The sequence below is a fragment of the Vallitalea pronyensis genome (genome assembly GCF_018141445.1).
Taxonomy (GTDB): domain Bacteria; phylum Bacillota; class Clostridia; order Lachnospirales; family Vallitaleaceae; genus Vallitalea; species Vallitalea pronyensis.
Genome location: NZ_CP058649.1, coordinates 5,980,388 through 6,005,980, shown reverse-complemented (window position 1 = coordinate 6,005,980; position 25,593 = coordinate 5,980,388). Strand labels below are relative to the sequence as shown.

Here is a 25,593-nt window from a genome sequence, read left to right as displayed (position 1 = left end):
TAAAAGCTGATGCATATTTTTTTAATCCCAATTGTTCACCAGATTTTAATATAAATATCAATGCAATAACAACAAGTACCAATATAAAATTATCCATTACATTTAATAATATCATCTTAACTTCACTATTTACAGTTAACACCTCATCAGTATTTATGCCAACATATGCAAATAAAAGTCCAAAAAAGAAATTAAAAAAGGTATGAAATACTATTGCGGTAAATGTAGAACGCTCAGATCTATTATATATATATGTCATGATAATTGAAGTAGCTATAGTCATAATAATAAACTTAAAGAAATAATTTCCCATAAGTATATTTAGCATGCTTTGAGAGGAGGAAGTTATAAAGAACAGAGGAATATGCCAAATTCCCCAAACAAAACCTAACAAGATACTTGCTTTTAGTGGGGAGTAGTGTATTTGCAATTTGTCAAGTATATAGCCTCTCCATGCAACTTCCTCAGGAAAAGTGTTGAAAGCAATTAAAAATGGAATCATGATAACAATAGATGAGAGATAGCTAACACACATCTCTATGTTTGGTGTGTGATTTAAACTAATAAACGTATACCCAATAGCTACAATTACTGTACCTATTGGTATTAGAAAAGTAAGAAGATTGATGCTGATAGGATTTTTAACTTTTATGCATCGCTTAAGAAATTGTTTTAATGTTGTTTCGTTATCTTTTTTAACAAATGCTAGCGTAACAAATAGTGGTTGAAATGGACCAAGAAACAAAAATACATAATAAAGTGTACCTGTTAAATTTAAAATTGGTATTGCAAACCAAAAGATATAGGTTAGCCCTAATACGGTTAAAAAATAAACGATTATATTGGTTTTTTTATTTGTTTTCATATGTACTCCCTTTAGAGATAGATTTAGTTAAATATGAGATAGTTAAGATACTCATTGTACTAACATAATCTATCATATGGGGCTAAGACCATGTCAATAAAGAAAAAGATATGAATTTATTTAAATCAATCAAAAACATTGGGCTTACCCAATGTTTTTCTCTCCAAACAATCCATATGAAAACATAATATCATCTTCATTAAGGTAATCCTCACCTTTTCCTCCATTTTCAACATAACCAAACTCCAATTTTGAATGAATTGAGATGTTTAGATCATTGAAGTATTGGTCATGATTGTTAATATTATATAAGAATCTGCTTTCAGGTGGTATTGGACTATTGTTATTAAATCTCTTTACATAACCATAAGTACCAATAAGGGAATAGTTCTTTGCTAATTTACTTTCAATACTAATCAATGGGAATTCTGATAACATAGCTGATCCATTAGTTGATCCGAAAATATCAAATACAATATTTTGGGTGTGATTTTTCAAGGGTAAATTTAAGAAATTACAAGATATAAATAGAAAGTCACATAAATTATCATGCTTCTCTATAATTTTTTTGCATTGTTTTAGATAAACTAAATTAAAATCTACAGCAGTATATAAATTAATATTTTTAATTAAGTCATTAATATTTGTATAACCATATCCTCTACCAATCCCAACATCCAAAAGATTACCTTTCAGTTTATCAAAAGGAACTTTTGAGCGTAACCACTTATTTAATTTTGACATAAGCCTAAGATAGGAATTATCTACACCTTCAAAGTACTCTAAATCATCTTTTAAATTTTTATATTCAATAATTTCATCCTCTGCAATGATAATGCCATCATTAATTGTATATTTTTTACCACAGCTACATTGAAGAAATCCATTCATTACTTGATTTCTCACAATTTCCTTTGTACTAAGTTCTAATTCTCCCCCACACATTCCACATTCAAGCATATCTAAGTACTTTATATTAACACCAATCCTTGTATCTTCATTATCAAGCAGAGTAACACTGTTATCAATTTCTAAATCAATTTTTATTAAAATATTATTCAATCTTTTTATTTCTTTAATAACATCTTCTTTTTTATTCGTATAAATATTTAATAAATAATCTAGCTCTCTTTTTGTGCTCATTCTACAAGTTCTCTTATATTGAAATATTTTTCTGATTTCCTCAAGTGTAAAATCTAGATTTTTTAGCTTTCGTACTTTTTCTAAGTCCTGAGAACAATCTTCTGTAAAATAATAGTGGCTTCCTTTTTTAAATGGTGTAATTAAATCTAATTCCATATAATGCCTGATTGTATCAATAGTAGTTTTATGTTTTTTTGAAAAATCTCCGATTTTCATTTTGGCCTCCTCAATAACTTAAATATATTAATAATTCTATTACTAGTATATCACTTAATTAGTGTGCTTCCGATATTCGTCAATGATTGCCAAGTTATTATTTTAAACAATTTTAGCATCAATTACGCAATTTCTTTTTTCTATGTAAACATAACACCTCTTTATCAAGAAGGCTTTCATTAGATTTGGAACAGAAAATTTCGCTTTCATCTGCCGACCTTCCGCACCTATGACAGAAGTAAGTATTTTTATGTCATCAATCAATATTGACTCACCGTTATTGTTGGTTTTTAATTCCAAGATTTTCTCCTTTTGTTTCCTTGATATTAAGTATAAACCGTTACAGGGTGTACATGTCAAGGAGTAATTAATAAATATTAAGTGGGTCAATCGACCTTGAATGATTTATTTGTATTCGTTATACTTAATCTAGTTACATAAACCATTTAAAAAGGAGCAGATATGAACAAGATAACGAGTAGAATACTTACAAAAATTGGCGACATGGATTTACTTAAAAAGATTATAAGCTTACCAAAATCAGAGTTTAATTCGTTAATGTTAGAAATATTTAAAATGCAAATGGAAGATACTAGTCCTAAAGATGTACTAAAAGCATATGAAATAAATCGTTTTGTTAAACCAAGTGAAATAGATTCTATGGCATATAGCTTATTTGAATACCATGTTTTAAGGATTGCTAAATCACTAGATTTTGAAAACATACTATTATCTCCATCAGCACCTCTTGGCAGTTGCTCTGCTTTTGGATGTGTTAATCAATACAATGTTCTAAGTGCTGTTAGAGGCACAGAAACACTAGCTGATCCATCTAATATGTTAGCTATTATTATTGCAGATAAGATAAAAAATAAAACTTTAGCACAAGATATCACCCATACGCTCACAACAACTAGAGTAGTAAGAGCACAACCTATTCCTGATATCAAAGGATTTTATGCACATTTTGGAGTGCTTTGCATGGTTTCACATGGGAAAGATGTGGGCTTGTATATGTGTGAAACTAATCTTATAAGTAAACACGTAGAATATGTTAAGAAACTATTGATGGAACAGGAACAATCTTTGCTAGAAATATCAGTAGAATTTAGAAAAAGAAATGGCTATAAGGATAGTGATGGTTTACTAAAAAAAATAGCAGAACTAATGGAGCTTCAATTTCCAGATATGAATACTATTTTTGATTACTCAGATAGTGATAACAATTATTATAAAGGTGTAAACTATAAAATTTATATTATTAAAGATGGTGAAAAGATTGAATTAGGTGATGGTGGTTTTGTAGACTGGATATCACAAATGACAGGGAGTAAAAAGGAGCGTTGCTTAATCACAGGAATTGGAATTGATAGATTTATAGTATAATAGGAGGAAATAATGATTGAATTAAAAAAAATGGATTATGGATTATGATAATTGAAAAATCAAATAAAAATGTTATAAGTACAATCTTTACTGGTGAAGTAACATCATGAGTTTTGGATATGTGAGTTAATTCAGGCACGTTGTGCGGGTATTAATAAGCTTATCGAAAAGAAGAAAATGATAGTGAATAATCATAGTATGAATAAATAGAACTGGGGCTTGGTTAGGACGTTAAGTCATGACCTTTACTACATTAGTGGTATAAGACGAGCATATGCGAAGTTTAAGCACTCTAACTCTTAATTGAGCTGGAGTGCTTTTTTTTGAGAAAGTGAGGAAGAAGATGACAGACTGGAAAGAACACCACATCTTATTTTGCATCATTAATGGATGCAGATGATGAGGATTGTCCAATACGGCGCCAGGTATTACCTTCTCTTGATGAAACAAAGAATGTCTACGGCTTAGACAACTATTTAGTTTGGAAAGAAAACAGAGCTACAGAAGAAAACAGACCAGATTCTATAGCAAGACAGTATAAGGATAGAGTAGCATTTACCGTTGTTGATGTTTGTGGAATTTATTGTAGGCATTGTTTCAGAAAAGAATTGGTAGTAGATCAAGACTTATCACTTCGGTTTGATGTTGATGAAGGTATCAAATGGATTATAAAAAATGGACCAATTGGGAATGGCAACTAAAGAATAAATAGAATAACTTCAATAGAAAAAGTAGAGGATATCTTAGATACAGAGATAGAATTGGTGAATAGAACAGGGGGTGTTTTGCTTATATAGGAATAAATGTTACATTTGGAATTTATCACATAAGATGCTACAATATAAGTAATTGTAAATAGGATTAAGCATTGTTAGGCGTACAAAAGAACTGTAGGTAGACCTGAATGACTTCATACAAGGAGAATAAAATGTATAGTTTGATAATTGTAGATGATGAGTATATTAGTAGAAATGGGCTTAGACAAATCATTGATTGGCAGTCCCTCGGATTCAGTGTCAAAGGTATATTTGAAGATGGTAAAGATGCTATGGAATATCTAAAAGGAAACCCAGTGGATGTTATTCTAACAGATATTCGTATGGCGAATGTATCAGGTCTAGATCTTGCTCAGTATGTGAAGGAGCATTGTCCTGACGTAGAAGTGGTTTTTATGAGTGCTTATCGAGAATTTGAATACGCTCAATCAGCCATTCGGTTGAACGTGTTTAACTATGTGATTAAGCCCATAGCCGTGAGTGAAATTACACATGTTTTTAACAGTTTGTTTAAGAAATTAGAAAGTTTTCGCCAGCAGACCCAGAAAAATGACCATTATATGGCCTTGTTAAAAGAGTTAAAGCAGGAAATATTTATTGGCGTTTCTATGGGGGCAATTAATTCAGAAGAAGAAATGTCCAAAAGAATTAAGAAAATAGACAAGCATATGGAATTAGAAGGAACGCCTTGTGGACTCATCAACATGACATTAGATGAAAAAACGGTAGAACGTTTTTTGAATGAAATATGGATCTATGGTGTGGACACCATGTCAACAGCACTATCTAATTTCTTGAATTTTGAAGAGAACCAATTGGAATACTATGTGTTAAGCCAGATGAAAACCAAAACAGAGCTTTTTGCAATAAGCAAAGGGGTTATGGAAGAAAGTGTCTTTAAAGACCTTTTAAAAAGAGAAACCCACAAAGCATCCAATAATATTAAAAGTTTTCTTGGCTTAGATGTAAAGTTCACCACGCCGGTGTGTTATTCAAATGCGTATAGGTATTTAAGGGCAGTAAATGAGGAGCAAATCCAAGAGATTGAACCGATAAGCAACAAGGAATCATTCGATGAGAGTCTATTCAAAAATCAGGAAAACATGTTGTTTACTTACCTGATGAGTGGTGAAACAAATCTCTGTAGAACATTGTTCATGAAAATGCTCAGGCGATTAGATGGATTGGGCATTCAGGGAATACGGAATTATTTTGTTTCATTAATGATAAAACTGGATGAACAGAATCTGCTGCCTGACAATTATAAAGTATCAGTCGTCCATTCAACCATCGATTATTCCCAGCTCTTTGATTTGACATCTATCGATGATTTTTATCACTGGGGATTGGTACTCTTTGATCAAATCTCAACGGATTATTTACATTCAGATGAAGAAGGTGTGAACCTTTTACATAAGGCAACCATTAATAAAGCGAAAGGCTATATTAACGAACATGTTTATAGCGATATCTCTCTTAATGAAGTGGCAGACTATGTTCACTTAAGTCCCGTCTATTTTAGCAGGTTGTTTAAAGAAGTGGAAGGCATGAATTATATTAACTATATTGTAGCGGCAAGAATCAAGAAGAGTCAGGAACTACTCAAGAACCCTTCTCTTAAAATTTATGAAATCAGTGAAATGGTCGGGTATCAAAATGTCAGGTATTTTTACAAAATATATAAGAACTTTACTGGAGAGACACCTACACAGTATCGAAAAAAATGCAGGTGATAGATACATGAAAAATAGTGACTATAGTATATGGAAAACCATTGTTGAGTATCGGCAAAATAGTATTTTTACACGTTTTTTTAGTTTTATATTGATTATATTAGCGACTGTTTTGATTGGTGTCAGTATATCCATCTTCTATTCTTACAACCAAAGTTTGGATGATGAAAGGGTGACCCTTAATGATAAATCCATTGATAGACTTAAAGATGTGTTAGATTTTATGTTAACGGGTTCTGATGATTTATCCCTTAGAATTTCTCAGAATCTAGTCATCAAGGATTTATTGATGAAGAGTAAGGAAGGCCAGTGGAGTAGTGATACAATTGAAGCAATCAACCGAACCGTCAAAGCGATCTCCATACACGCCACGGATTATATTGATGAAGTGGGCGTCTATGTATATGCCAACAAGATGTTCATATCATCAGAGGGGTTAATTGACATCCATTATGATGCATCAAAGGATTCATGGCAGAGCTATGTGAAGCAGGATTTAAGTCCTTGGGGAAGTTTTGTGTATGCAGAGTCATCTGATTTTAATGAAGATAAAGATGGGGAGCAGGGGAATAATCGTGTAGAGAATTTAGTGATGTTAAGGGCATTAACGTTAAATGGGAAGACGAAAGGGATCGTATTTATAAGAATTGGATTAGACCATATTGAAAGTTTCTATGACTATGACAATGCCAATACATCCGATACAATCATGATAGTGGATGGTGATGGCACCGTTAAATACGCCAACAATAAAGCGCTACTTGGAAATAACATTCAAGGTATGGACGACTTTCACAAAATGAAGCCTGATTTCGCTACAAGGTATTATCGAACTGAAAATAAAAAATTATTAGTATCCGCTAGAATGGCAAACTACAATGATTATGTGTATCTACTTGCAAAATCCATTAGTTTAGAAGAAGCACAAAAGAAAATAGTCTTTGTACTCATCATCATTATTTGCGTGAGTATTGTTGTGGCTATGCTTCTTTCTGCTATTATGTCCTATTATATGTATCGCCCATTCAGATATATCATTCGAAGAATTAATAATGTAGGTAACATGCCATTGAAAGATTCGGTGAGTGAATTAGGAGAATTAAAGTATATTGTTACCAGGTTTATGAATAATCATAAGAACCAGTTAGACCTTACCGATCAACTTCACGAATCCATGGACCAACTGAAATTAGCTCAGACATTGGCTCTCCAATCTCAAATTAATCCACATTTCTTACACAATACATTGAACGATATTACCATCATGGCCTTGCAGTTGACAGGTGAAGAGAATGATGTGTCAAAAAGTATTCGCAATCTATCGGATATGCTGCGTATTTCTTTTCAGTCCAAAGATCTTTTGATTCCTGTTAGGGTGGAACTTGAACATGTAAGAAGTTATTTAGACATAGAAAGGATGAGGTATCCTGGTAAATTTAGTGTGACATGGGAGATTGAAGAAGATATTTTAGATTGTGTGATGGTAAAAACGGTATTACAGCCTCTTGTTGAGAACGCCATTCATCATGGTTTGAAAGATAAAAGAAAAGATGGTTTGATCACCATAAAAGGAGAACGTTCAATGGATCATATGATGTTTTGGATTAAAGATAATGGGGGAGGCATGGAGTCCAAGCAATTAGATACGCTATTGAACGCTATTGCTTCTCGTCATATTAAATTCGGCAGTCATATTGGCATAGCCAATGTGCACACGAAAATAGGTATCATTTTTGGAGCAGACTATGGTCTCACAATAAAAAGTCAATTAGGCATTGGAACGGAGATACAAGTGACCCTTCCAGCCATTAAAAATGAATAAATGTAGATAGTAACGATCGTAACACCTGAGTCATAGGATTCAGGTGTTTTTTTGTGGTATAGGAAAGTACGGTATCTTGCTCGCAATGGATCCTACTTTTCTATACCGCCTGAAACGTATGCAAAGCATACTTTTCTTGTTGGACACGAAAGTTCTCCTATCCAACAAGAAAAAAAGAATTGAATTTATGCGCAGATATTTCTCGTGAACGAGAAAATCTTGATGCGCAGTACAAAAATAACTTCTGAAAATGCAAGTTACTGCTAAAATAAAGCGTGACGAAGTCACTTTTGTACTGTGCATGATGCTAAGTATAAAAAATGAATACTATGAGAATAAAAAAAGTGACGTTTAGCGTAAGGGTAAAAGAAATGAGTAAAAAAGGTGAACCATATTCTCTAATCAAGACATTATGTTAGGCATTGATTTTCGATACAATAAATGTAAATAAAGAGATTAGGAGTGTTCAAATGAGTGACATATCAAGAAGGACAAGGATGAAGAAGAACTTGCATGATATCATGAAACACAAATGGCTTTATGCTTTTTTGCTGCCATCAATACTGATATTATTCATCTTCAAGTACTTGCCAATGTTAGGGAATATCATAGCATTTAAAGATTATAGCATTAATACAGGTATCATTGATAGTCCATGGGTGGGACTTAAGCACTTCAAATATTTGCTTTTTGAATCTTCAGAGTTCTGGGGAGTCTTTAAGAATACAATCATCATTACTTTCTATCGCATTATTGTTGGATTTCCAGCTCCCATCATTCTAGCTCTTCTATTGAACGAAATTAGGCTTATAAGAGCCAAAAAAGTAGCTCAGACAATTGTATATCTGCCCCACTTTATTTCGTGGGTAGTTATCGCTGGGATTTTCCAGTTTCTTTTAACGGTTAACGGTGGTCCAGTGAACACGGTTTTAGGGATGTTTGGTGCGGAGCCTATCCCGTTTTTACAGAGTAAAGAATGGTTTAGAGGCATTTTGGTTGGTAGTAGCCTATTCAAAGAGGCAGGTTATGGAACAGTTATTTATATGGCAGCCTTGACGGGGATTGACCAGCAGCTCTATGAAGCGGCAAAGATAGATGGTGCGAACAGGTGGAAGTGTCTTCTGAAAATTACCATTCCTGGCATTATGCCAACGGCAGTTATCGTATTAATTATTAGTGTAGGCTCAACCATTAGAACAGGATTTGAGCAAGTGTTGTTATTTATCAGTTCACCTGTATTCGAAGTAGGTGACATCCTTCAGACATATGTCTATAGAACGGGTCTTCAGATGGGAAGGTTCAGCTATGCCTCAGCTATTGGGATGTTTGAATCCATCATTGCTTTAGTTTTGATATTAACAACCAATAAGATTGCAAAATCCATGAGAGAGGAAGGTGGTTTGTGGTGATGGGTAAAGTTTCCGTCAAAAAAATATCATGGAGTGACCTATCCCTGGTGATAACATCCTATGGTTTGGTGTTCCTAGTCTGTGTCATCATGTTGTATCCATTTATGAATGTGATTGCTGTAGCCTTTAGTAGTCATACAGCTTTTTTGAAAAATCCATTGATGATTTTTCCTCAAGATCTAAATTTCGATGCTTTTCGTATTGTATTTAGTAGTCCATTAATGTACAAAAGTTATGGCAATACTTTATTTGTAACCATTGTGGGGACTGTATTATCCCTATTCTTAATGACACTGACTGCTTATCCTTTATCAAGACCTGAGCTAAAAGGTAAAAAGATATTTATGACCTACTATTTAGTTGTATTTGTTTTCAGTGCAGGGATTATACCGAGTTTCCTAGTCATGAAAGGCATTGGGCTTTATAACACGTTGTGGGCTTTGATATTTCCATCTATACTGCCTATTTACTATTTAATACTTATGAAAAGCTTTTTTGAATCCATACCCAATAGCCTTGTAGAGTCAGCAAGAGTCGATGGTGCATCAGAAATTCATACATTTTTAAAAATTATCTTACCATTATCAAAGCCTGCACTAGCGGCTATTGGATTATTTCAAGCAGTACTTTATTGGAACAGTTATTTTCAAGGCGTTGTTTATATTCGAGATATTGACAAATGGCCTCTTCAGTTATATCTTAGACAGATTATCATGGCAGCTGATGCAGCTTTTTCATCAGCAGGCGGTAACCTGGCAGAGTTAGAACCAGATGCCGTACCAGCCGTATCCATTCAATATGCTTCATTAATTGTGGTGATTTTACCCATTATCATGGTTTATCCATTTATTCAGAAGTATTTTGTCAAAGGCGTCATGGTAGGGGCAGTAAAAGGTTAACAGTCAATAATACTTTATCGTTGATGTGTTGAAGCATGCAACAGAGTAAGTATTATGTTAAAGTTAAATAATCAGAGAGAAGGAGAAGAGAAATGAAAAAATTAGGAGTCATGCTAATGGTAGTTGTGCTGACAATATCCATGTTGGCAGGGTGTGGTCAAACATCTGAAAAGGATAGTGGTTCAAATGGTGAAAAAGTTAGTGGGAATTCAGTAGCTGACGGAAACGATAACAACGCCAAGAACAACAAACCTGTTAAAATTCGTTTGATGGCGAATATGGGGACACCTGAGAACACACTTATTGGAAGAAATACTCTTGCAATGATTGAAGAAAAATTCAATGTAGAACTTGAAATTGAAGTACCCCCATCAGCAAATTATGCAGAAAGACTTCAATTAACCTTTGTATCCGGTGATTTACCAGATGCTATATTATTCGATAATGCCAAAGATACGTTACTTAAAGATGCCGCTTCAGTAGGCAGTATTGTTCCAATTAATACGTTTATTGAAAGTGCAGAAAACATTAAAGCTTATACACTTGAATCAAGCTGGAATGCATTTAAGTTGCTTGAAGATGACCAAGTCTTTGGTATTCCAAGATCATCTGTTGTACGTGCTGATGGGTTTGCCATTAGAAAAGATTGGCTTGACGCTATTGGGATTGATTTAGTGGAAGGCGAACCCATTACACTTGAAAAGTTCAATGAAATCAACAGGAAGTTCAAAACAGATGACCCTGATGGCAATGGTGTAGATGATACCTATGGTTTAGCCTTGTCAGCAACACCTACTGGAGAAATGGTCAGTCTATTTGGAAATTCTGATGTTATTGGGGGAGCTTTTGGCGTTCTGGGATGGCAAAAAGCTGATAGTGGCTCATATGAGTACATGGACATGCGGTTAGATAAAGACACTACCAAGTTCAAAGCCTATCTTCAATATTTACAAGATGAATATACAGCAGGTTATTTTGATGTTGAGTGGCCAATACTTAAGAACAATCAGTTAACAACAAAATTTGTTCAAGGGACATACGGTATGATGGTTACTTTCCCAGGTCATGTGAAGTTAAGAATTAACAAAGCTTTAGAACTTAATCCCGACGCTGAAATGATTTATATCCCAGGTATTATTAACGAAGAGTATGGAAAAGTTGTTGGTGGTACCATGGCATCAGGTGCTTGGGGAGGATGGGCTATAACGAAGAGCGCAGAAAATCCTCAACTGGTTGTTGACATTCTTGACTATATGTTATCTGATGATTTCTACTACGAACAATTGTTATGGGGTGGAGAAGGCGTTGGTTTTGAAATGGTTGATGGTCAACCATCACCTCTAGATCCTTATATGGAAAAAGGTGAAGGTATTGGATGGAACGGTCGATTTGTAAGGCGAGCTGGGGATGCACAGATATTCCTTAACTTAAGTTTAAGTCCAGACGAAAAAGCGAAAGTACAGAGTCACATTGATATGGCTATTGCTAGTGTCATGCCTTCAATTGGTGGTGACTATGTACCAAATGCAGCTCTTGAACCAGCGTACATTGATTATTCAACAACCATGAATAATACCGTTACACAGATTATACTTGGCGAATTAAGTGTTGATGCATACGATGAGGCACTTGCAAAATGGTATGAAAAAGGTGGTTCAGACTATGTGGAACAAATGAATGCCTATATTGAAAAATCCTTGAAATAACAGGTATCGAACAGGTATCATCCTGCAACAGGTCAGCGATGGCTTGTTGCAGGTTTATTTTATTTGTAGCCTACAATTTTTGATGATGGAGGTACCAGGAGGATGAAAGCAGATTCATATTTTAAACCTCATCCACAATATATGCTGGCTTTTGAAGAGGATTTTCATGATAAAAAACACGTTGAGGAAAGGTGGATTTACAGAGAGGGAGAAAGGTTAGGTGGTTTGAACGAAGAAGAGAACGTTACCATTGCTAATGGTTTAACTGTTCGTATGGATTATAAAACCATAGAGGATCAAGTCGTATACACAGGTGGAGGCTTGATCAGCAAAGATTTATTTGGTTACGGTTATTATGAAGTAAAAGGTACACTTTTTGGCGGTACAGGCGGGCTGCATTCATCCTTTTGGTCAATGGGCATGGGTGGAGGTGATGGGGTCACAATGCCAAAGAAAAATATCATCTTAGAAATTGATGGCTATGAGGTAGATTCTGGTAGACCCAGCCTCATTGGTACGAATCTTCATTATTACATTGGTGGACAGAAAACCATAGGAGGGCAAATTGGGACCTTGGATTATGAGCCGTTTGATACATCAAAAGAATCTTTTGTTCTAGGTTATGAGTGGCTTCCAAATCAACTGAATTGGTATCTTAATGGTACTTTGATTCGACGTATAAAAAATCCCAAATTCTATGGGCCACAAAATGTATGGTTAACGGCTCTCGCAAGTGATTACTTTGATAGACATATTTGTCTTGAAAGTCTGCCAGGGGAATCATCCTGGGCGTATTTTCGCTATTATAATTTACCTCTCAATGGTGTCAATATGGTGGTTAATTCAAGCTTTGAGTATGTGGACCCACAGGATACATCCATACCAATTGGTTGGTATAAAAGCGGCAATCAACCAGAGGCTTCAATGGTGTTACAGACAGATATGGCTTATGATGGGGATTATGTACTGCGACATTATCATGAACAGGACTATGACGTCAACACATGGCTTAAAATATCTTTTCTTCCAGCTGGCACATACACATTTGAAGCAAAAGTGAAAACAACAGACAGCAAAGGTCATACCATTGTGATTTCAAGTGAACATTTACAAACGTACAAATTATCCGTCCCTAGTGATGATAACAACCAATGGCAGACGGTCTTGTTGAAGGATATAGGCATAACATCTGGAGAATGCAAGATCATGTTTAATTCCAAAGCGGATGCTGGTAGTGAGCTATGGATTGATTGTGTCACATTACAGCAAGTCGATGGTGAAGAGACGTATACAGATGTAACGACTTTCGATGGAGAGATTGAAAAACCATATTTGAATCTTGGTGAAATTCGTGTTGGTCCACATGGTGATAGCGGGTATTATGTTGAAAGCGGTAACCATTGGCAGAATAGTGGCTTAGCTGGTTTATTAGGTGGTAGTAGATGTTGTTTGACTGCTAATGAACCAACCGTCGTCTATAGACCAGGTATAGAAGAACCAGGTCAATATCATGTATGGTTCTACAATGTTTGCTATGAGAACAGAGCAGAAGCCATACAAGTGGACATTCATCATACAAAAGGGTGTACCCGTAAACAACTATCCCAAAAAAGTGACTCAACTCATATCCATCTAGGTTATTTTGCGTTGGATAAATCGTCTTATGTAAACCTGCATAGTTTAACAAAGAATGAAGAAGAGTTCCTATCTGCTGAATCCGTTATCTTTGAGAAGGATAATACGAGAGAAGTGCGTCAAATATTAGATCAAAGTATATTAATGAAAGTAGGTAGTCATAAGCTTCTTTCATCTGGTGTACCTGTGAAAATTAACTATAGGCAGAAGGTCATAAAAGTTAATGACACGGTGATGGTACCTCTTAATGAGATGATGGCAGTATTCGGTGCAGGGACTATAGAAATGGATGAAGAAGAGCATATAACCATTTTTTATCAAGATTATATGATTCGGTTTAAGATAGGTTCATATGATTTTTACTATAAGAAGAATAAGCAAGAAATGAAGGAAAGGTGTCAGCGAATCAACGATGGCATATATGTGCCCCTTAAAGCTTTAGTTGAAGCTTTTGGAAGGATACTAAACTATACCGATCATTATTGTTTAATTACGATGGATCGGGTAAACACAAATACCGACTTTAATTGTTTGCATAAATTAGGACATTTATAATGTATTTTTCATAATTTAATAAGAATGATAAAGGAAGGGTATACGATGATAAAAAAAATGATGGTACGAACACTGGGATTAATTCTAGTCCTTAATCAATTAAGTGGTTTTAATATGGAAGTTAATGCTCAGGCTTCACCTAATAGCGTTGAAAGGAATCAAGTAACACCCATCATCACAACAACTGAAATTAACAATGTTAGTGATAGTGGTGAAATAACCGTTGATACCAGCATTTATGCAAATGATGTTGAATCGGTTAAGGGAAAGACCGTCACCTTTGTGGTGAAAGAAAACAGTGTAGTATTAGACACTATCTATGCGGATAATCAAATCATAACTGGAACAGAAGGTATAAGAGAAGATAGTGGTCAATACTACTATGATATTCCAGTAACATTTTATTCTAGCCGAATAGGTCTTGCAGATGAAGATATTACTTATACAGTGACCGTCGGTGTAGATGACCAAACGGCGGAAACTACCATTGTGGTAAAAAATACATGGAATCCTAATTTACCAACAGCAGTGATTATTGATAATGTGGATGAAGGCTTTACATCTGCACCTACTGTTACCTTTGGTGTCAGTACAACAGGTGGTTCAACATTTCCAACTCGACATGGTGTTAATCACCTCTATAGTAAGTCAGCGGATGGTTATGGAAGGTGGACACCAACTTTAGAACCTGGTAGCTATAGGGTGTTACTCAACCGATTAATCCATTCTGGGAATACGACAAAGGCTACAGCAACAGTTGTTGCAGGTGGTGAGACACATACTCAAGATGTGAATCTAGCAAGTGGTAATCATGGCTACATGAACCTTGGTATTTACACCTTCACAGGTTCTGGAGATGAATATTTAGAATTACATAACGACAGCAGTGTCAGACAATTAAGACTTGATTCAGCCAAATTCGTTGTGGATTTGCCTGCACCACCTCAAGCGACAGAGTTAGTCGTGGAGCCAAAAACGGAGAGTTACAGCGTGAAAGATACCCTCGTATGTGGTTATGATTATTCAGATGATAATGGTGATGTGGAAGCAGGAAGCCAATATCGTTTATTACGGGCAACCCATTTAGCTTCTAAAAACTGGGAGCTCATAACATCAGGAACGGTAACGGGTAATGATGATTTACACTATGTTCTTGCTAGTGGTGACGAAGGCCATTACATTAAGTTAGAAATAACACCAAAAAATAATAGTGCTACATATCCTAATGGGTATACCAGGTCCTATGTTGTTGGAAAGCTAGTGGCCCCAGCACTTCCCGAAGCAGCCCCAGTGGCAACCCATGTAAATATACAAGGCGACCCCTTTTTACTAAGTCGAATCAACGGTTCATATACATATACGGATGTGAATAATGACAAAGAAGACGGCACAACATTTGAATGGGTTACCTCAGATAGCAATACTGTAGATGCAGAGTGGACGGTTGTGAAAAGTGGTGAGACCCTTGATAACAAACTCATGCAATACATTACGGCTAATGGTGATTGTGGTAAATATATAAAACTAAGAATCACACCTAAAAATAAAGCGACTCAACTGAGTGTTGGTGACATGGTAGAAAGTAATGTCATCGGACCAATAGACAGCACCTATATTATTGACAATGCAAGTCTTAAGAACTATTATGAGAGTGAGAACTTTGGTTCAAGTTCATATGGTGGTAAGTCTTATCAGGGCAGTCATCGATGGAATCAAATAAAAGGTGTTCATTGTAAATGGTATATGACAGGGACATTGGTAGGGGAATATAAGGTATCTTACTATTATCCAGCCTATCATGATAACAATGTACTTATGCCAGGCATTGAAATTGGCTCTGGTAACAATGTGCAGCATAGCGGTTTGCTGGATTTTACAGGTTTTACATCAGAAAATAACGGTACATGGATTGAACTAGGGACTTTTAAGTTCAGACCTGACGAAGAAGCTTATGTGAAGCTGATTAACACCACGGGTAAAGTCATACGAGCCGATGCAGTAAAATTTGAGCGCATGGGTGATTATGATGTATTACCTGATATTAAGAATCTTCAATTTGGTGGCAGTCTAGCACCTGGACACACATTAAAAGGAACCTATGATTATATGGATATAAATGGTGACCTAGAAGATGGTACCACTTATAAGTGGCTTCGTGGGGAACATAAAAACACAGATCAATGGGTTGAAGTGGGTGCTGGGACAACAACGGCTATGGATACCATTACATATACGTTACAACAAGAGGATCGTCATCAATACATAAAGCTGGTTGTAACACCACAAAATGCTAATGGCGTTGGTGCCAGTGATGAAGTGATGATGGGACCTGTTGCAGAGAATGATCAAGCACCTGAAGCGAGAGCTGTAACACTAAATGGAAAGCCATGGATTGATTATACGTTAACAGCAACTTATGATTATTATGATGCTAACTTTGACAGCGAAGGTGAAAGCATGTATGCATGGTATTATACGGATGATTATGACGAAATTGAAAAACATGAACAAAAAGATGATAAAGAAGACGATGATGATGACGACGAAGACGAAGATGACGATGATGATGACGATGAAGACGACGAAGATGATGATGACGATGATGATAACGACAAAACTTCTGGCTGGGTGTTAATTGAGTCTGGTCTAGTTCATTCACTTGAAGACATCACCAAAGTAATTACCAGCGACTATAAAGATAAATACATTAAGGTAGGCATAACACCTAAGAATGAGCAACTCAATGGCCATGGTGAAGAAGTATTTTCCCAGGTTATTGGTCCATTCAAGAAGCAAATTGTTAAACCACAATTAGCTCATGTCCATGTCACTGGACAGATGGTTAATGCTGAAAATATCAAAGGTGTGGCGATAGACGGTAAGATTGAAGCTGCCTATACATACACACATGAACTGAATTATAATGAAAACCTTGACGCAACGCAATATCAGTGGTATGTAGGGAACACTGCTAACGGAGCATTTGAGAAAATTAGCGGGGCAACTTCACCAACTTTTACACCTACGGAAGAAGTAGCAGGCAGATACATCAAGCTAAGTGTCATCGCTGCATCCGTTGACGGACAAATAAGTGATGAAGTCTTTTCAGAAGCTCTGCCTGTCAATTGGCGATTAGCTTTTGTAGACGAGTTTGACTATGTAGCCGTGGATGGTTATAGTGCCAACTTAACCGATAAGTGGATTGTGGATTCAGCCCATAGAGTCTTAGGGAATCCAGTCACACACAGTGCCAGAATACCAGAGAATGTGGAAGTGTCAGATGGTCTGTTCAAAATTCATACTAGAAAAGAACATCTTGATAAATATCCCTTTGAACATACTTGGACTACTGGTAATGTGATGACAAGAGAGACCATGATGAAGTATGGTTATTATGAAGCGTCCTACAAGCTTGCAGAAGCCACAGGCTTAAATCAGAGTTTCTGGGCAATGACTCAAAATGGGCTTTATGAATCACCTAAATTCTTAGAGCTTGACTTTAATGAAGGTCATTATCCTTATGAACTATCAACCAATTTACATTGGCATGGAAAAGATGAGAATGGTAAACCGCTGCGTTTGACCAACCATCATATGTATTATCCATTAGGAACGGGTGAAGCAACCTTTGGCAACCAATTTGTTAAAATTGGTGGTATGTTACGTGAAAATAATGGTATTGATCCATGGGATTCACCTGAGAACAGTGATACGTATCAAGTATTCGTTAATGATGAACTGATTAGAAGTACGAAGAGTATTCCATATGATCCAGATTTCCTTAAAATCTATTTATCTGTAGCTGTATTACCAGGATTTGCTGGCTACTTGGATGAAGAGGCTGCGGATGGTTCCATTATGGAAGTCGATTATGTGAGATACTATACACCAATTGACATGTTGGAAAATAAATAATCATGTCAGTAACAAGTAGGCGTTAGGCATGTATCCATGAGCCATGAGCTTATGGATAAGTTAAACGAAAGAGAGATGGATTGTATATGGATTTTAATAAAATGATGATGCCAGCAAGTAAGACTGCAGTATTTCAAGAAGAAGGTTATAAAGTATGGGGGGCTACATTAACAAAGTGTGATGATGGTCAATACCATTTGCTTTATAGCCGCTGGAAAGAGGAATTTGGTCATGGTGCTTGGGTATCACATAGTGAGATTGCCTATGCTGTTGGGGAAACACCTTTTGGGCCATTTGAACCCAAAGGGGCTGTTATAAGTGGACGGGGTGATGGGTATTGGGATGGTAGTAGTATTCATAACCCTACCGTTATCAAAGTCAAAGGAAAATACTATATGTATTATATGGGAACTTATGGGATGGATCCATGTAAAGTGATTGATCACGAAGACCCTGAATGGTGGGTTTACCGTAATAATCAAAGAGTTGGTGTTGCATGGGCAGATCATCCATCAGGTCCTTGGCATCGATTGGATCAACCGGTTATCGATGTGACGAAAGACTCCTATGACCATTTGATGACCAGTAATCCTTCTGCTGCTCTCATGCCTGATGGTCGCATTTTGATGGTTTATAAGGCAGTAGGCAATGGTGACATGCCAAAAGGTGGACCTGTTATTTGTGGTGTTGCTATTGCAGAAGACCCTTTAGGGCCTTTTGAGAAAGCGGATAAACCGATCATGCAAAATCCAGAAAATGATTGGTCTGTTGAGGACCCTTTCATCTGGTATGGCGATGGTAAGTACTATGCTTTGGTTAAAGATTTTCAGGGATACTTCACCAAATCAGATGTGCATTCCACAGCTTTATTTGAATCAGATAATGGGATGGATTGGTTTCCGGGAAATAATCCTTTTGCTTTTGACATTCACTTCACTTGGTCGGATGGTGAAAAGGAAGATCTTGCTTGGCTAGAACGCCCACAGTTATACATAGAAAATGGACAGCCAAAAGTACTTTTGTGTGCAGCAGCTGTTGATAACGAGAAGCAGGATAGCTTCAATGTCCAGATTCCTCTAAAAAACTTTGAAAACAAGGGTACTACGTTATAAATCAATTTAAGCATGCTCGAAGAGCATGCTTTTTTAATCACATCTGTTCCCAGGTTTTTTTCTGAAATAGGACCAGCAATATGATACAATTAAAACAAATAACGTAAAAGAGGATGACCTATGCCAAGAAAAAAATATGACAAACCAAATAAAACCATACAATGTATAAGACTTCTCAAAATCCTTAAATCTAAGAAATATGTTAAGAAGGCGGAGATTGCATATTTACTTGGAGAAGAAACAACAAGAAATATAAATAACTATAAGAATACTTTATATGGTGCAGGTTATCCAATTGGTTATAAATCAGGTAAATATGGAGGATATTATCTGGAGTTTGATGCCATGCTTCCAAGCATGAAGATGAATGACATCCAACTAAAATTACTTGGCACGGCATATGAGTACCTCTTAAAAGAAAGCAATGTACCCAATAAAAAAACATTACTTGATTATCTAGGGAATGCATTTTTAGAAAATGAACAGACTAAACATAACGAAGCGTTAGCACTCTATGGTCATTTTCCATTAAGCATGCCTTCAGAGGAAATTGAAAGAAGATATTATATCATCCAGACGGCCATTGATTCCAAAAGGAAAGTGAAAATATTATACAAAGGCTATAATAAAGACAGTTACCATATTATTCATCCCTATAAGTTATTTAAATATACCAACTGGATTGTTTTTGCTTATGATGAAAGCATAAAACATATGCTTTCAAGTTTTAATAAGTTTAAATTACACAGGATGATTGACATTGAATTATTAAAGGATGGGTATACGATAGACAGTCATTATAAAGAAGAAGCCTTTTTTGATAAAGAAGGAGCCAAAGAACATGTTACCCATGTCAAATTAAAAGTATATGGAAGAATGGGCCGTATGTTAGAAGAAAAGGTTTATGGGCAAAATCAAGTGGTTAGATGCCTTGATTCCAACATGCATATCTATCTCTTTGAAGCCGATATGAGAAACACTCTGGTCATAAAAAAGTTTATTCTTTCCTTTGGTTCAAGATGTGAAGTCATTGAACCAAAAGAACTTAGAGAAGAAATAATCGCTGATGCAAAGAAAACCCTTCACTACTACGAAAAATATGAAAAAAAATTAAAGGTTTATTTAACTGAACAATCTTTATGTAACAATAGGGGTTATAATGGCATCAGAAAGCATAAAGAAGGGGCAGATAAAATGATTATTAGAGGAAAATATAATGAAGCCATTGTCTATACAGATGTGATTGAAGAAGGTGCAATGACCCAGATTAAAGAATTATGTGATATTGAATCTTTTTCTAACGCTAAGATTCGCATCATGCCAGATGTCCATGCTGGAAAAGGATGTGTCATTGGTTTCACAGCTAATCTAGGAGAAAAAGTGATACCCAATATTGTTGGTGTAGACATAGGATGTGGTATGTTAACGGTGAAATTAGGGAAAGTTGACATGGCTTTAGAGCAATTAGATGAGTTTATCCATCACAACATACCAAACGGAAAAGCCATCAATCAACATAAGCAAGTGGATTTTGTGCCAGTACTGGAACAATTAAAACTACTTAAAGATGCGCGACAGGATTTAAAAAAATGGAATCGTGCCATCGGCTCTCTTGGAGGCGGCAATCATTTCATAGAAGTGAATAGGGATGAGGATAAGAACAAATATCTTGTGATTCATTCAGGATCTAGAAATCTAGGATATGTTGTTGCCAACCACTATCAGAAACAAGCCATTGGATACCATTCTGGCTATAATGATGAATTCATTAAATGTAAACAAGCGTTGATTGAATCATACAAAAGCGAAGGAAGAAGAAAAGAGATTCAAGATGCAATCGTAGAACTAAGGACAACGTTCTACAAAGATAAAGAACTTCCTGACGACATGTGCTACTTAGAAGGTGAAAAAAGAGAAGAATATCTCCATGATATGGCTATATGTCAACAGTTTGCAGAACTTAATAGACAGACAATGGCAGATAAAATTTTGACACATATGTTTGGCCATTGTGAATTTGAAAGTTTCCATACAACCCATAACTACATTGATTTTGACGATAACATTGTAAGAAAAGGTGCAATAAAGGCTTCAAAAAATACAGAAGTATTAATACCCATTAATATGCGTGATGGTTCAATACTGGCTGTAGGTAAAGGGAATGATGACTGGAACGATTCCGCTCCACATGGAGCAGGAAGACTAATGTCAAGAACCAGAGCTTTTGAGCTTATCGCATTCAAGGCATTTAAAGAAGAGATGGCAGGTATCTATTCCACATCCGTCACGCCCAAAACCATTGATGAATCCCCCATGGCTTATAAATCCATGGAAGATATTGTGGATCATATTGGTGATACAGTTGATATTAAAGGGATATTGAAACCCATTTACAACTTTAAGTCTCAAAATTAAACCGATAGTGTATAAAATTGAAGATACGAGTAACAATCATTACCTTTAAAGAGAAGGTAAGCGTCTGTTAAATGGTGTACTTTTAAAGACTTAGTAGCGTTGTAACTACAATTCAGACGCTAATGCATACAATCCTTTGTAACACATCGTACCAAAATCTACGGGATGAAAGTCAATACCTGAGTTTTTTATGGCTTCTTTTTGCTTCTGAGTAATATTGGTTGTTGGATATAAACCTGATACAAAGCAGTATAACGTGTAAAAAAAGGTACGTTTTGAATCATCATCTGAATCTGGAAAGTACTTATCTATACTGGTTATCAATGGTCGCATTAAGCCTGTTAATTCAGACTTGAATGCGGTCAGCTTTTCTAAACTGCAATTCTTTTCCAATATTGAGTAAAGGATGGACATTAATTGAAGCATCCGCGTATTATTTACAAATGTATTTGTTAATTCATGACAGTAATGCTCTTTTGATAACACGTCATGTGTCTCTATAATGAAATGGACATCCGAAGACCAAGTTTTAATATCTTCAAGAAGAAGGTCCAGAAGGATTTCTTCCTTAGTTTTGTAGTAGGTGTATATGGTTGATCGAACAAAAGAGGTTATCTCACTGACTGCTTTAAAATGTACACCATCAATACCTGACTCGTCATACAACGTTGCACATGCTTTTAATATCTCTTTTTTTCTTTCTTGTCTTTGCTCGTTAGTCCTTGCACGTTCAAATCTCATTCATTTCACCTCGTTGCTATTGTACCATGATTTTCAATAATTTTCAAAAATAGTTGACACAGTGTCTGTAAAAACATATAATAAGTTTATAGACACTGTGTCAACTAAAAAGTGATATAAGTATACCCTAATTGTAGTAGTCATGAATGGTGCAAAAAACGGATAGGATGTTAATATCCTAACGTTTATTTATTCGACGATTGAAGGAGGTTGTGATATGCAATATAGGAAATTAGTAAATGATGGGGAAGATTTATCGGTCTTAGGATATGGATGTATGCGTTTCCCTAGTAAAAATGGTAGAATTGATAAGGAAAAAACAGAGAAACAATTGCTATATGCCTATGAGAATGGCGTTAACTATTATGATACAGCTTATCCATATCATAATGGTAAAAGTGAAGTGATATTAGGTGAGTTTATTAAGAAGCATGATCTTAGAGATAAAGTATACATAGCTGACAAGCTTCCCACCTTCTTCATAACAAAATCCCAACAGATTCAAAAATATTTTGACACCCAGTTGGAAAGACTTAGCACCGATTATATTGATTACTATCTTATGCATATGCTTGATAGCTTAACATCATGGGAAAAACTGAAAAGGTTAGGCATTATTGATTTTATAAAGGAAAAGAAGGAAAGTGGGCAAATCAAACATATCGGATTTTCTTTTCACGGGAGACCAGAAGAATTTATAAAGATTCTTGACGATTACGATTGGGAGTTTTGTCAAATTCAGTTTAATTATTTAGATGAGTATAATCAAGCAGGATTGGCAGGGCTAAAGAAAGCTTATGAAAAAGGAATAGGCGTTGTTATCATGGAACCTTTGCGTGGTGGGAACTTAGCGGCAAAAGCGCCGGATAAAGTGAAGAAGAAATTTGATGAATACAGCGAAAAAAGATCAGCAGCTTTCTGGGCGCTTAGATGGATTTGGAACCATAAAGAAGTGGGTGTTGTTCTTAGTGGTATGAATGTGGATGAACATATTGAAGAGAACATTAAGGTTGCAAATTTGACAACAGCTAACAGTATGTCAGAAGAAGAGATTGAGATTGTGGATGAAGTTAAGGAAATATATAGACACCTGATGAAGGTACCCTGCACAGGTTGTAATTACTGTATGCCTTGTCCATTTGGAGTGGCTATTCCCTCCATATTCAGTGAGTATAATGATAAGTATTTTTTTAACAGCAGACTGTCCCAGCTTCAATATATAGGCCGTGTACTTGGCGTATTTGGTGCAAGTAAATCGGGAGCAAACCTTTGTACGGCGTGTGGAAAGTGTGAGAAACATTGTCCTCAAAACATACAAATAAGAAAAGAGCTCAAAAATGCACATAAAGAGCTTGATAGTAAGGTGATAAAACTTATTGTTAAAATAGCTATGAAATTCATAGGATTAAAGGGAACAAAGAAGAAGCGTAGTGGGATTTGAAAAAGACGGTAAACAAAGCTATAAAATAATAAAGATAGCCTTCTATGATTTTACACGATCGATAGAAGGCCATTTAGTCATTGGTTTATAAAACTCTTATGTAGTACCTTATTCTATTCCCCAATAGAACAGATTACCTTTTGTCAGTGCATGGATATATAATTCATGGCTGTTATTATATAAGTCTAGGGAGGTAAGTGCTACTTGTTCAAGTACGTAAGGAACAATCACGTTGTCATCATTCATATAATTGACCTTGATCACATCATGTATAATATAATGTCTTTGTTCATGTTGCCCCACATACAGCATAACATGACCATCAAAATATATGGCGGTACCTGGTTTCATGGTTTCTAGAAGTTTTAACTTATCGGTTGTATTTTCAAAATCATAAATTAACCCCGTTGTAGGCACTTGCTGGCCTGCATTCCTTGGAAGGGTGATCCCAAAGGATCTAAAGATGTCCATAATGAACGCTGAACAGTCTCTGGCATTATTATCGCCACCCCAACCATAGATTTCGCCATAGAATTTGAACGCTTGATTCATAATATTTTTTATTGTATAGTCGAGGTACCCTACGTTGACATCACTTTTTTTTGATATTTTAGCATACCTAATTTCCATCATACCGTTTTCATTTCTTATGGGTCTCTTAATAATATAGTGATTTTTTGCTTTATTTTTATGTATACTGGATGGTAATACTTTCACATAAGGTATCCTAACACCCATATCGTATTGAATTTTACTAGGGCATCTATGATCATCACAACGTCCAATGCCTCGTGCATAAACTTTATCACCTGTAACAACTAAAAAATCATCACATGATGTGAGGTCAAGTATTTCTTGTTTTTCAGCAATAGCAATATCTTCCACAGGAATCCACCCATAATAATTATATGTCGCTGCAAAATACCATTCGCCATCTCTACTTGTATGGAAAATAGCTATTGGTTCCATGGTATAGGCTGCTGTTTCTAAAAAACGATCAAGGTCTTGTTTTTCACTGGTCTTATATGCTTTATCATAGGTTGGCCAAGTTCTAATCTGAGTTCTTTTTACAGCTATACCATATGTTATGGGGGTGTTTTCTTCAATGCTTTCTTCATTCATATTATGTATTAATTGATCATAATACGCCTGAGTGAGTAATTGTCCTTCACTGTTATACCTTTTGTATTGTGATATTTTACTTATATTGTTTATTTCTTCAATTAACCAACTTTTTGTTACAGACTCGCCTAATGAAAATATATCCACTAAATAATCTAAGTTGTTGATATTCTCTTTATTTAGTGCTTGGATTTTTTCTATGGGCTGAATGATATCATTAGGATGCTCAACTTTATCGGTCCAAAATGAAGCATAAAGCATATCTTCTGTCACATGAGGAAGGTCATAATTTAAGATAGGGTTATTACATGTAACTTTTTTCTTACTAATTTCTTGTACATTTTGTTCTTGATTAGTTTCCGGTGGAGTTGAAGCAAATAGCTTTCCAGTAGGCAATATTAAAACAATCATTAAAGAAAAAATTAGCATCCTATTCATTTTTTTAAACCGCCATAACTCAAAACACTTACTTTTTTTCATTTGTAGTCCCTCACTTTCTTTTGTTAACTATATACCCTTAGATATTACTGATAATAAAAACATAACTAATAATTTGTTACTGAATTAATCACTCCTATCTTTTGTCTAGCCTATATTTGCAAAAGAAATAAAAAATTGCAACAAGGGAATTGTAACACTTATGGCTTACCGAGTCAATTGTTTCAGTTAAAAATAAAATTAAAAGAAAATAAACTGATATAT

General features: G+C 35.4%; 16 protein-coding genes and 1 pseudogene. 12 read left to right on the top strand and 5 right to left on the bottom strand.

Annotated elements, in window-relative coordinates:
- Positions 1–196: 196 nt before the first annotated feature.
- From HZI73_RS26580 to HZI73_RS25065, 3 genes and pseudogenes are all read right to left on the bottom strand, one after another.
- Positions 197–502 (bottom strand): annotated as a pseudogene (locus HZI73_RS26580) (CPBP family intramembrane glutamic endopeptidase); the annotation flags it as partial.
- Between the two features lie 507 nt (positions 503–1,009).
- A complete protein-coding gene (locus HZI73_RS25070; RefSeq protein ID WP_212696069.1) occupies positions 1,010–2,224 on the bottom strand; it encodes a MerR family transcriptional regulator in 1,215 nt (404 codons plus the stop codon).
- A gap of 102 nt (positions 2,225–2,326) precedes the next feature.
- Complete coding sequence (locus tag HZI73_RS25065; protein WP_212696068.1) at positions 2,327–2,524, bottom strand: hypothetical protein; 198 nt, start codon at positions 2,522–2,524, stop codon at positions 2,327–2,329.
- Between the two features lie 162 nt (positions 2,525–2,686).
- Here HZI73_RS25065 and HZI73_RS25060 point away from each other — a divergent pair, with 162 nt between their 5' ends.
- The 11 genes from HZI73_RS25060 to HZI73_RS26785 all read left to right on the top strand — a co-directional run bounded on the left by HZI73_RS25060 (position 2,687) and on the right by HZI73_RS26785 (position 21,587).
- Complete coding sequence (locus tag HZI73_RS25060; protein WP_212696067.1) at positions 2,687–3,610, top strand: hypothetical protein; 924 nt, start codon at positions 2,687–2,689, stop codon at positions 3,608–3,610.
- Positions 3,611–3,996: 386 nt separating this feature from the next.
- Positions 3,997–4,311: a hypothetical protein gene (locus HZI73_RS25055; protein WP_212696066.1), complete on the top strand. Its 315-nt coding sequence runs from the start codon at positions 3,997–3,999 to the stop codon at positions 4,309–4,311.
- 227 nt (positions 4,312–4,538) lie between these two features.
- A complete protein-coding gene (locus HZI73_RS25050) occupies positions 4,539–6,119 on the top strand; it encodes a response regulator transcription factor (RefSeq protein ID WP_212696065.1) in 1,581 nt (526 codons plus the stop codon).
- Between the two features lie 7 nt (positions 6,120–6,126).
- The gene (locus HZI73_RS25045) at positions 6,127–7,941 is read left to right on the top strand and encodes a sensor histidine kinase (protein WP_212696064.1); all 1,815 of its coding nucleotides are present in this window, start codon (positions 6,127–6,129) and stop codon (positions 7,939–7,941) included.
- 497 nt (positions 7,942–8,438) lie between these two features.
- Positions 8,439–9,350 (top strand): ABC transporter permease, encoded by a 912-nt coding sequence (locus HZI73_RS25040; RefSeq protein ID WP_212696063.1) that lies wholly within the window; start codon positions 8,439–8,441, stop codon positions 9,348–9,350.
- Positions 9,350–10,249 carry a carbohydrate ABC transporter permease gene (locus HZI73_RS25035; protein WP_246552558.1) on the top strand — a complete coding sequence of 300 codons (900 nt, stop codon included), beginning with the start codon at positions 9,350–9,352 and terminating at the stop codon, positions 10,247–10,249. The genes HZI73_RS25040 and HZI73_RS25035 overlap by 1 nt, the downstream gene beginning before the upstream one ends.
- Positions 10,250–10,341: 92 nt before the next feature.
- Positions 10,342–11,955: an extracellular solute-binding protein gene (locus HZI73_RS25030; protein ID WP_212696061.1), complete on the top strand. Its 1,614-nt coding sequence runs from the start codon at positions 10,342–10,344 to the stop codon at positions 11,953–11,955.
- A gap of 102 nt (positions 11,956–12,057) precedes the next feature.
- Positions 12,058–14,145 carry a stalk domain-containing protein gene (locus HZI73_RS25025; RefSeq protein ID WP_212696060.1) on the top strand — a complete coding sequence of 696 codons (2,088 nt, stop codon included), beginning with the start codon at positions 12,058–12,060 and terminating at the stop codon, positions 14,143–14,145.
- Positions 14,146–14,190: 45 nt separating this feature from the next.
- Positions 14,191–18,060, top strand: coding sequence for a golvesin C-terminal-like domain-containing protein (locus HZI73_RS25020; protein ID WP_212696059.1), 3,870 nt, complete (start codon positions 14,191–14,193; stop codon positions 18,058–18,060).
- Between the two features lie 86 nt (positions 18,061–18,146).
- Positions 18,147–19,172, top strand: coding sequence for a glycoside hydrolase family protein (locus HZI73_RS25015; protein ID WP_212696058.1), 1,026 nt, complete (start codon positions 18,147–18,149; stop codon positions 19,170–19,172).
- A gap of 120 nt (positions 19,173–19,292) precedes the next feature.
- Positions 19,293–21,587 carry an RtcB family protein gene (locus HZI73_RS26785; RefSeq protein ID WP_212696057.1) on the top strand — a complete coding sequence of 765 codons (2,295 nt, stop codon included), beginning with the start codon at positions 19,293–19,295 and terminating at the stop codon, positions 21,585–21,587.
- A 105-nt stretch (positions 21,588–21,692) separates the two neighbouring features.
- On the opposite strand, the gene HZI73_RS25005 is transcribed toward HZI73_RS26785, so the two are convergent.
- The gene (locus HZI73_RS25005; RefSeq protein WP_212696056.1) at positions 21,693–22,328 is read right to left on the bottom strand and encodes a TetR/AcrR family transcriptional regulator; all 636 of its coding nucleotides are present in this window, start codon (positions 22,326–22,328) and stop codon (positions 21,693–21,695) included.
- Between the two features lie 217 nt (positions 22,329–22,545).
- Between HZI73_RS25005 and HZI73_RS25000 the strand changes: the two genes are divergently transcribed.
- Entirely contained in the window at positions 22,546–23,769 is a 1,224-nt protein-coding gene (locus tag HZI73_RS25000) for an aldo/keto reductase (RefSeq protein WP_212696055.1), read from the top strand.
- Between the two features lie 108 nt (positions 23,770–23,877).
- Here the strand turns inward: HZI73_RS25000 and HZI73_RS24995 are convergent, their stop codons facing one another.
- Positions 23,878–25,371, bottom strand: a complete 1,494-nt coding sequence (locus tag HZI73_RS24995) for an NlpC/P60 family protein (protein ID WP_212696054.1) — start codon at positions 25,369–25,371, stop codon at positions 23,878–23,880.
- Positions 25,372–25,593: the final 222 nt, after the last annotated feature.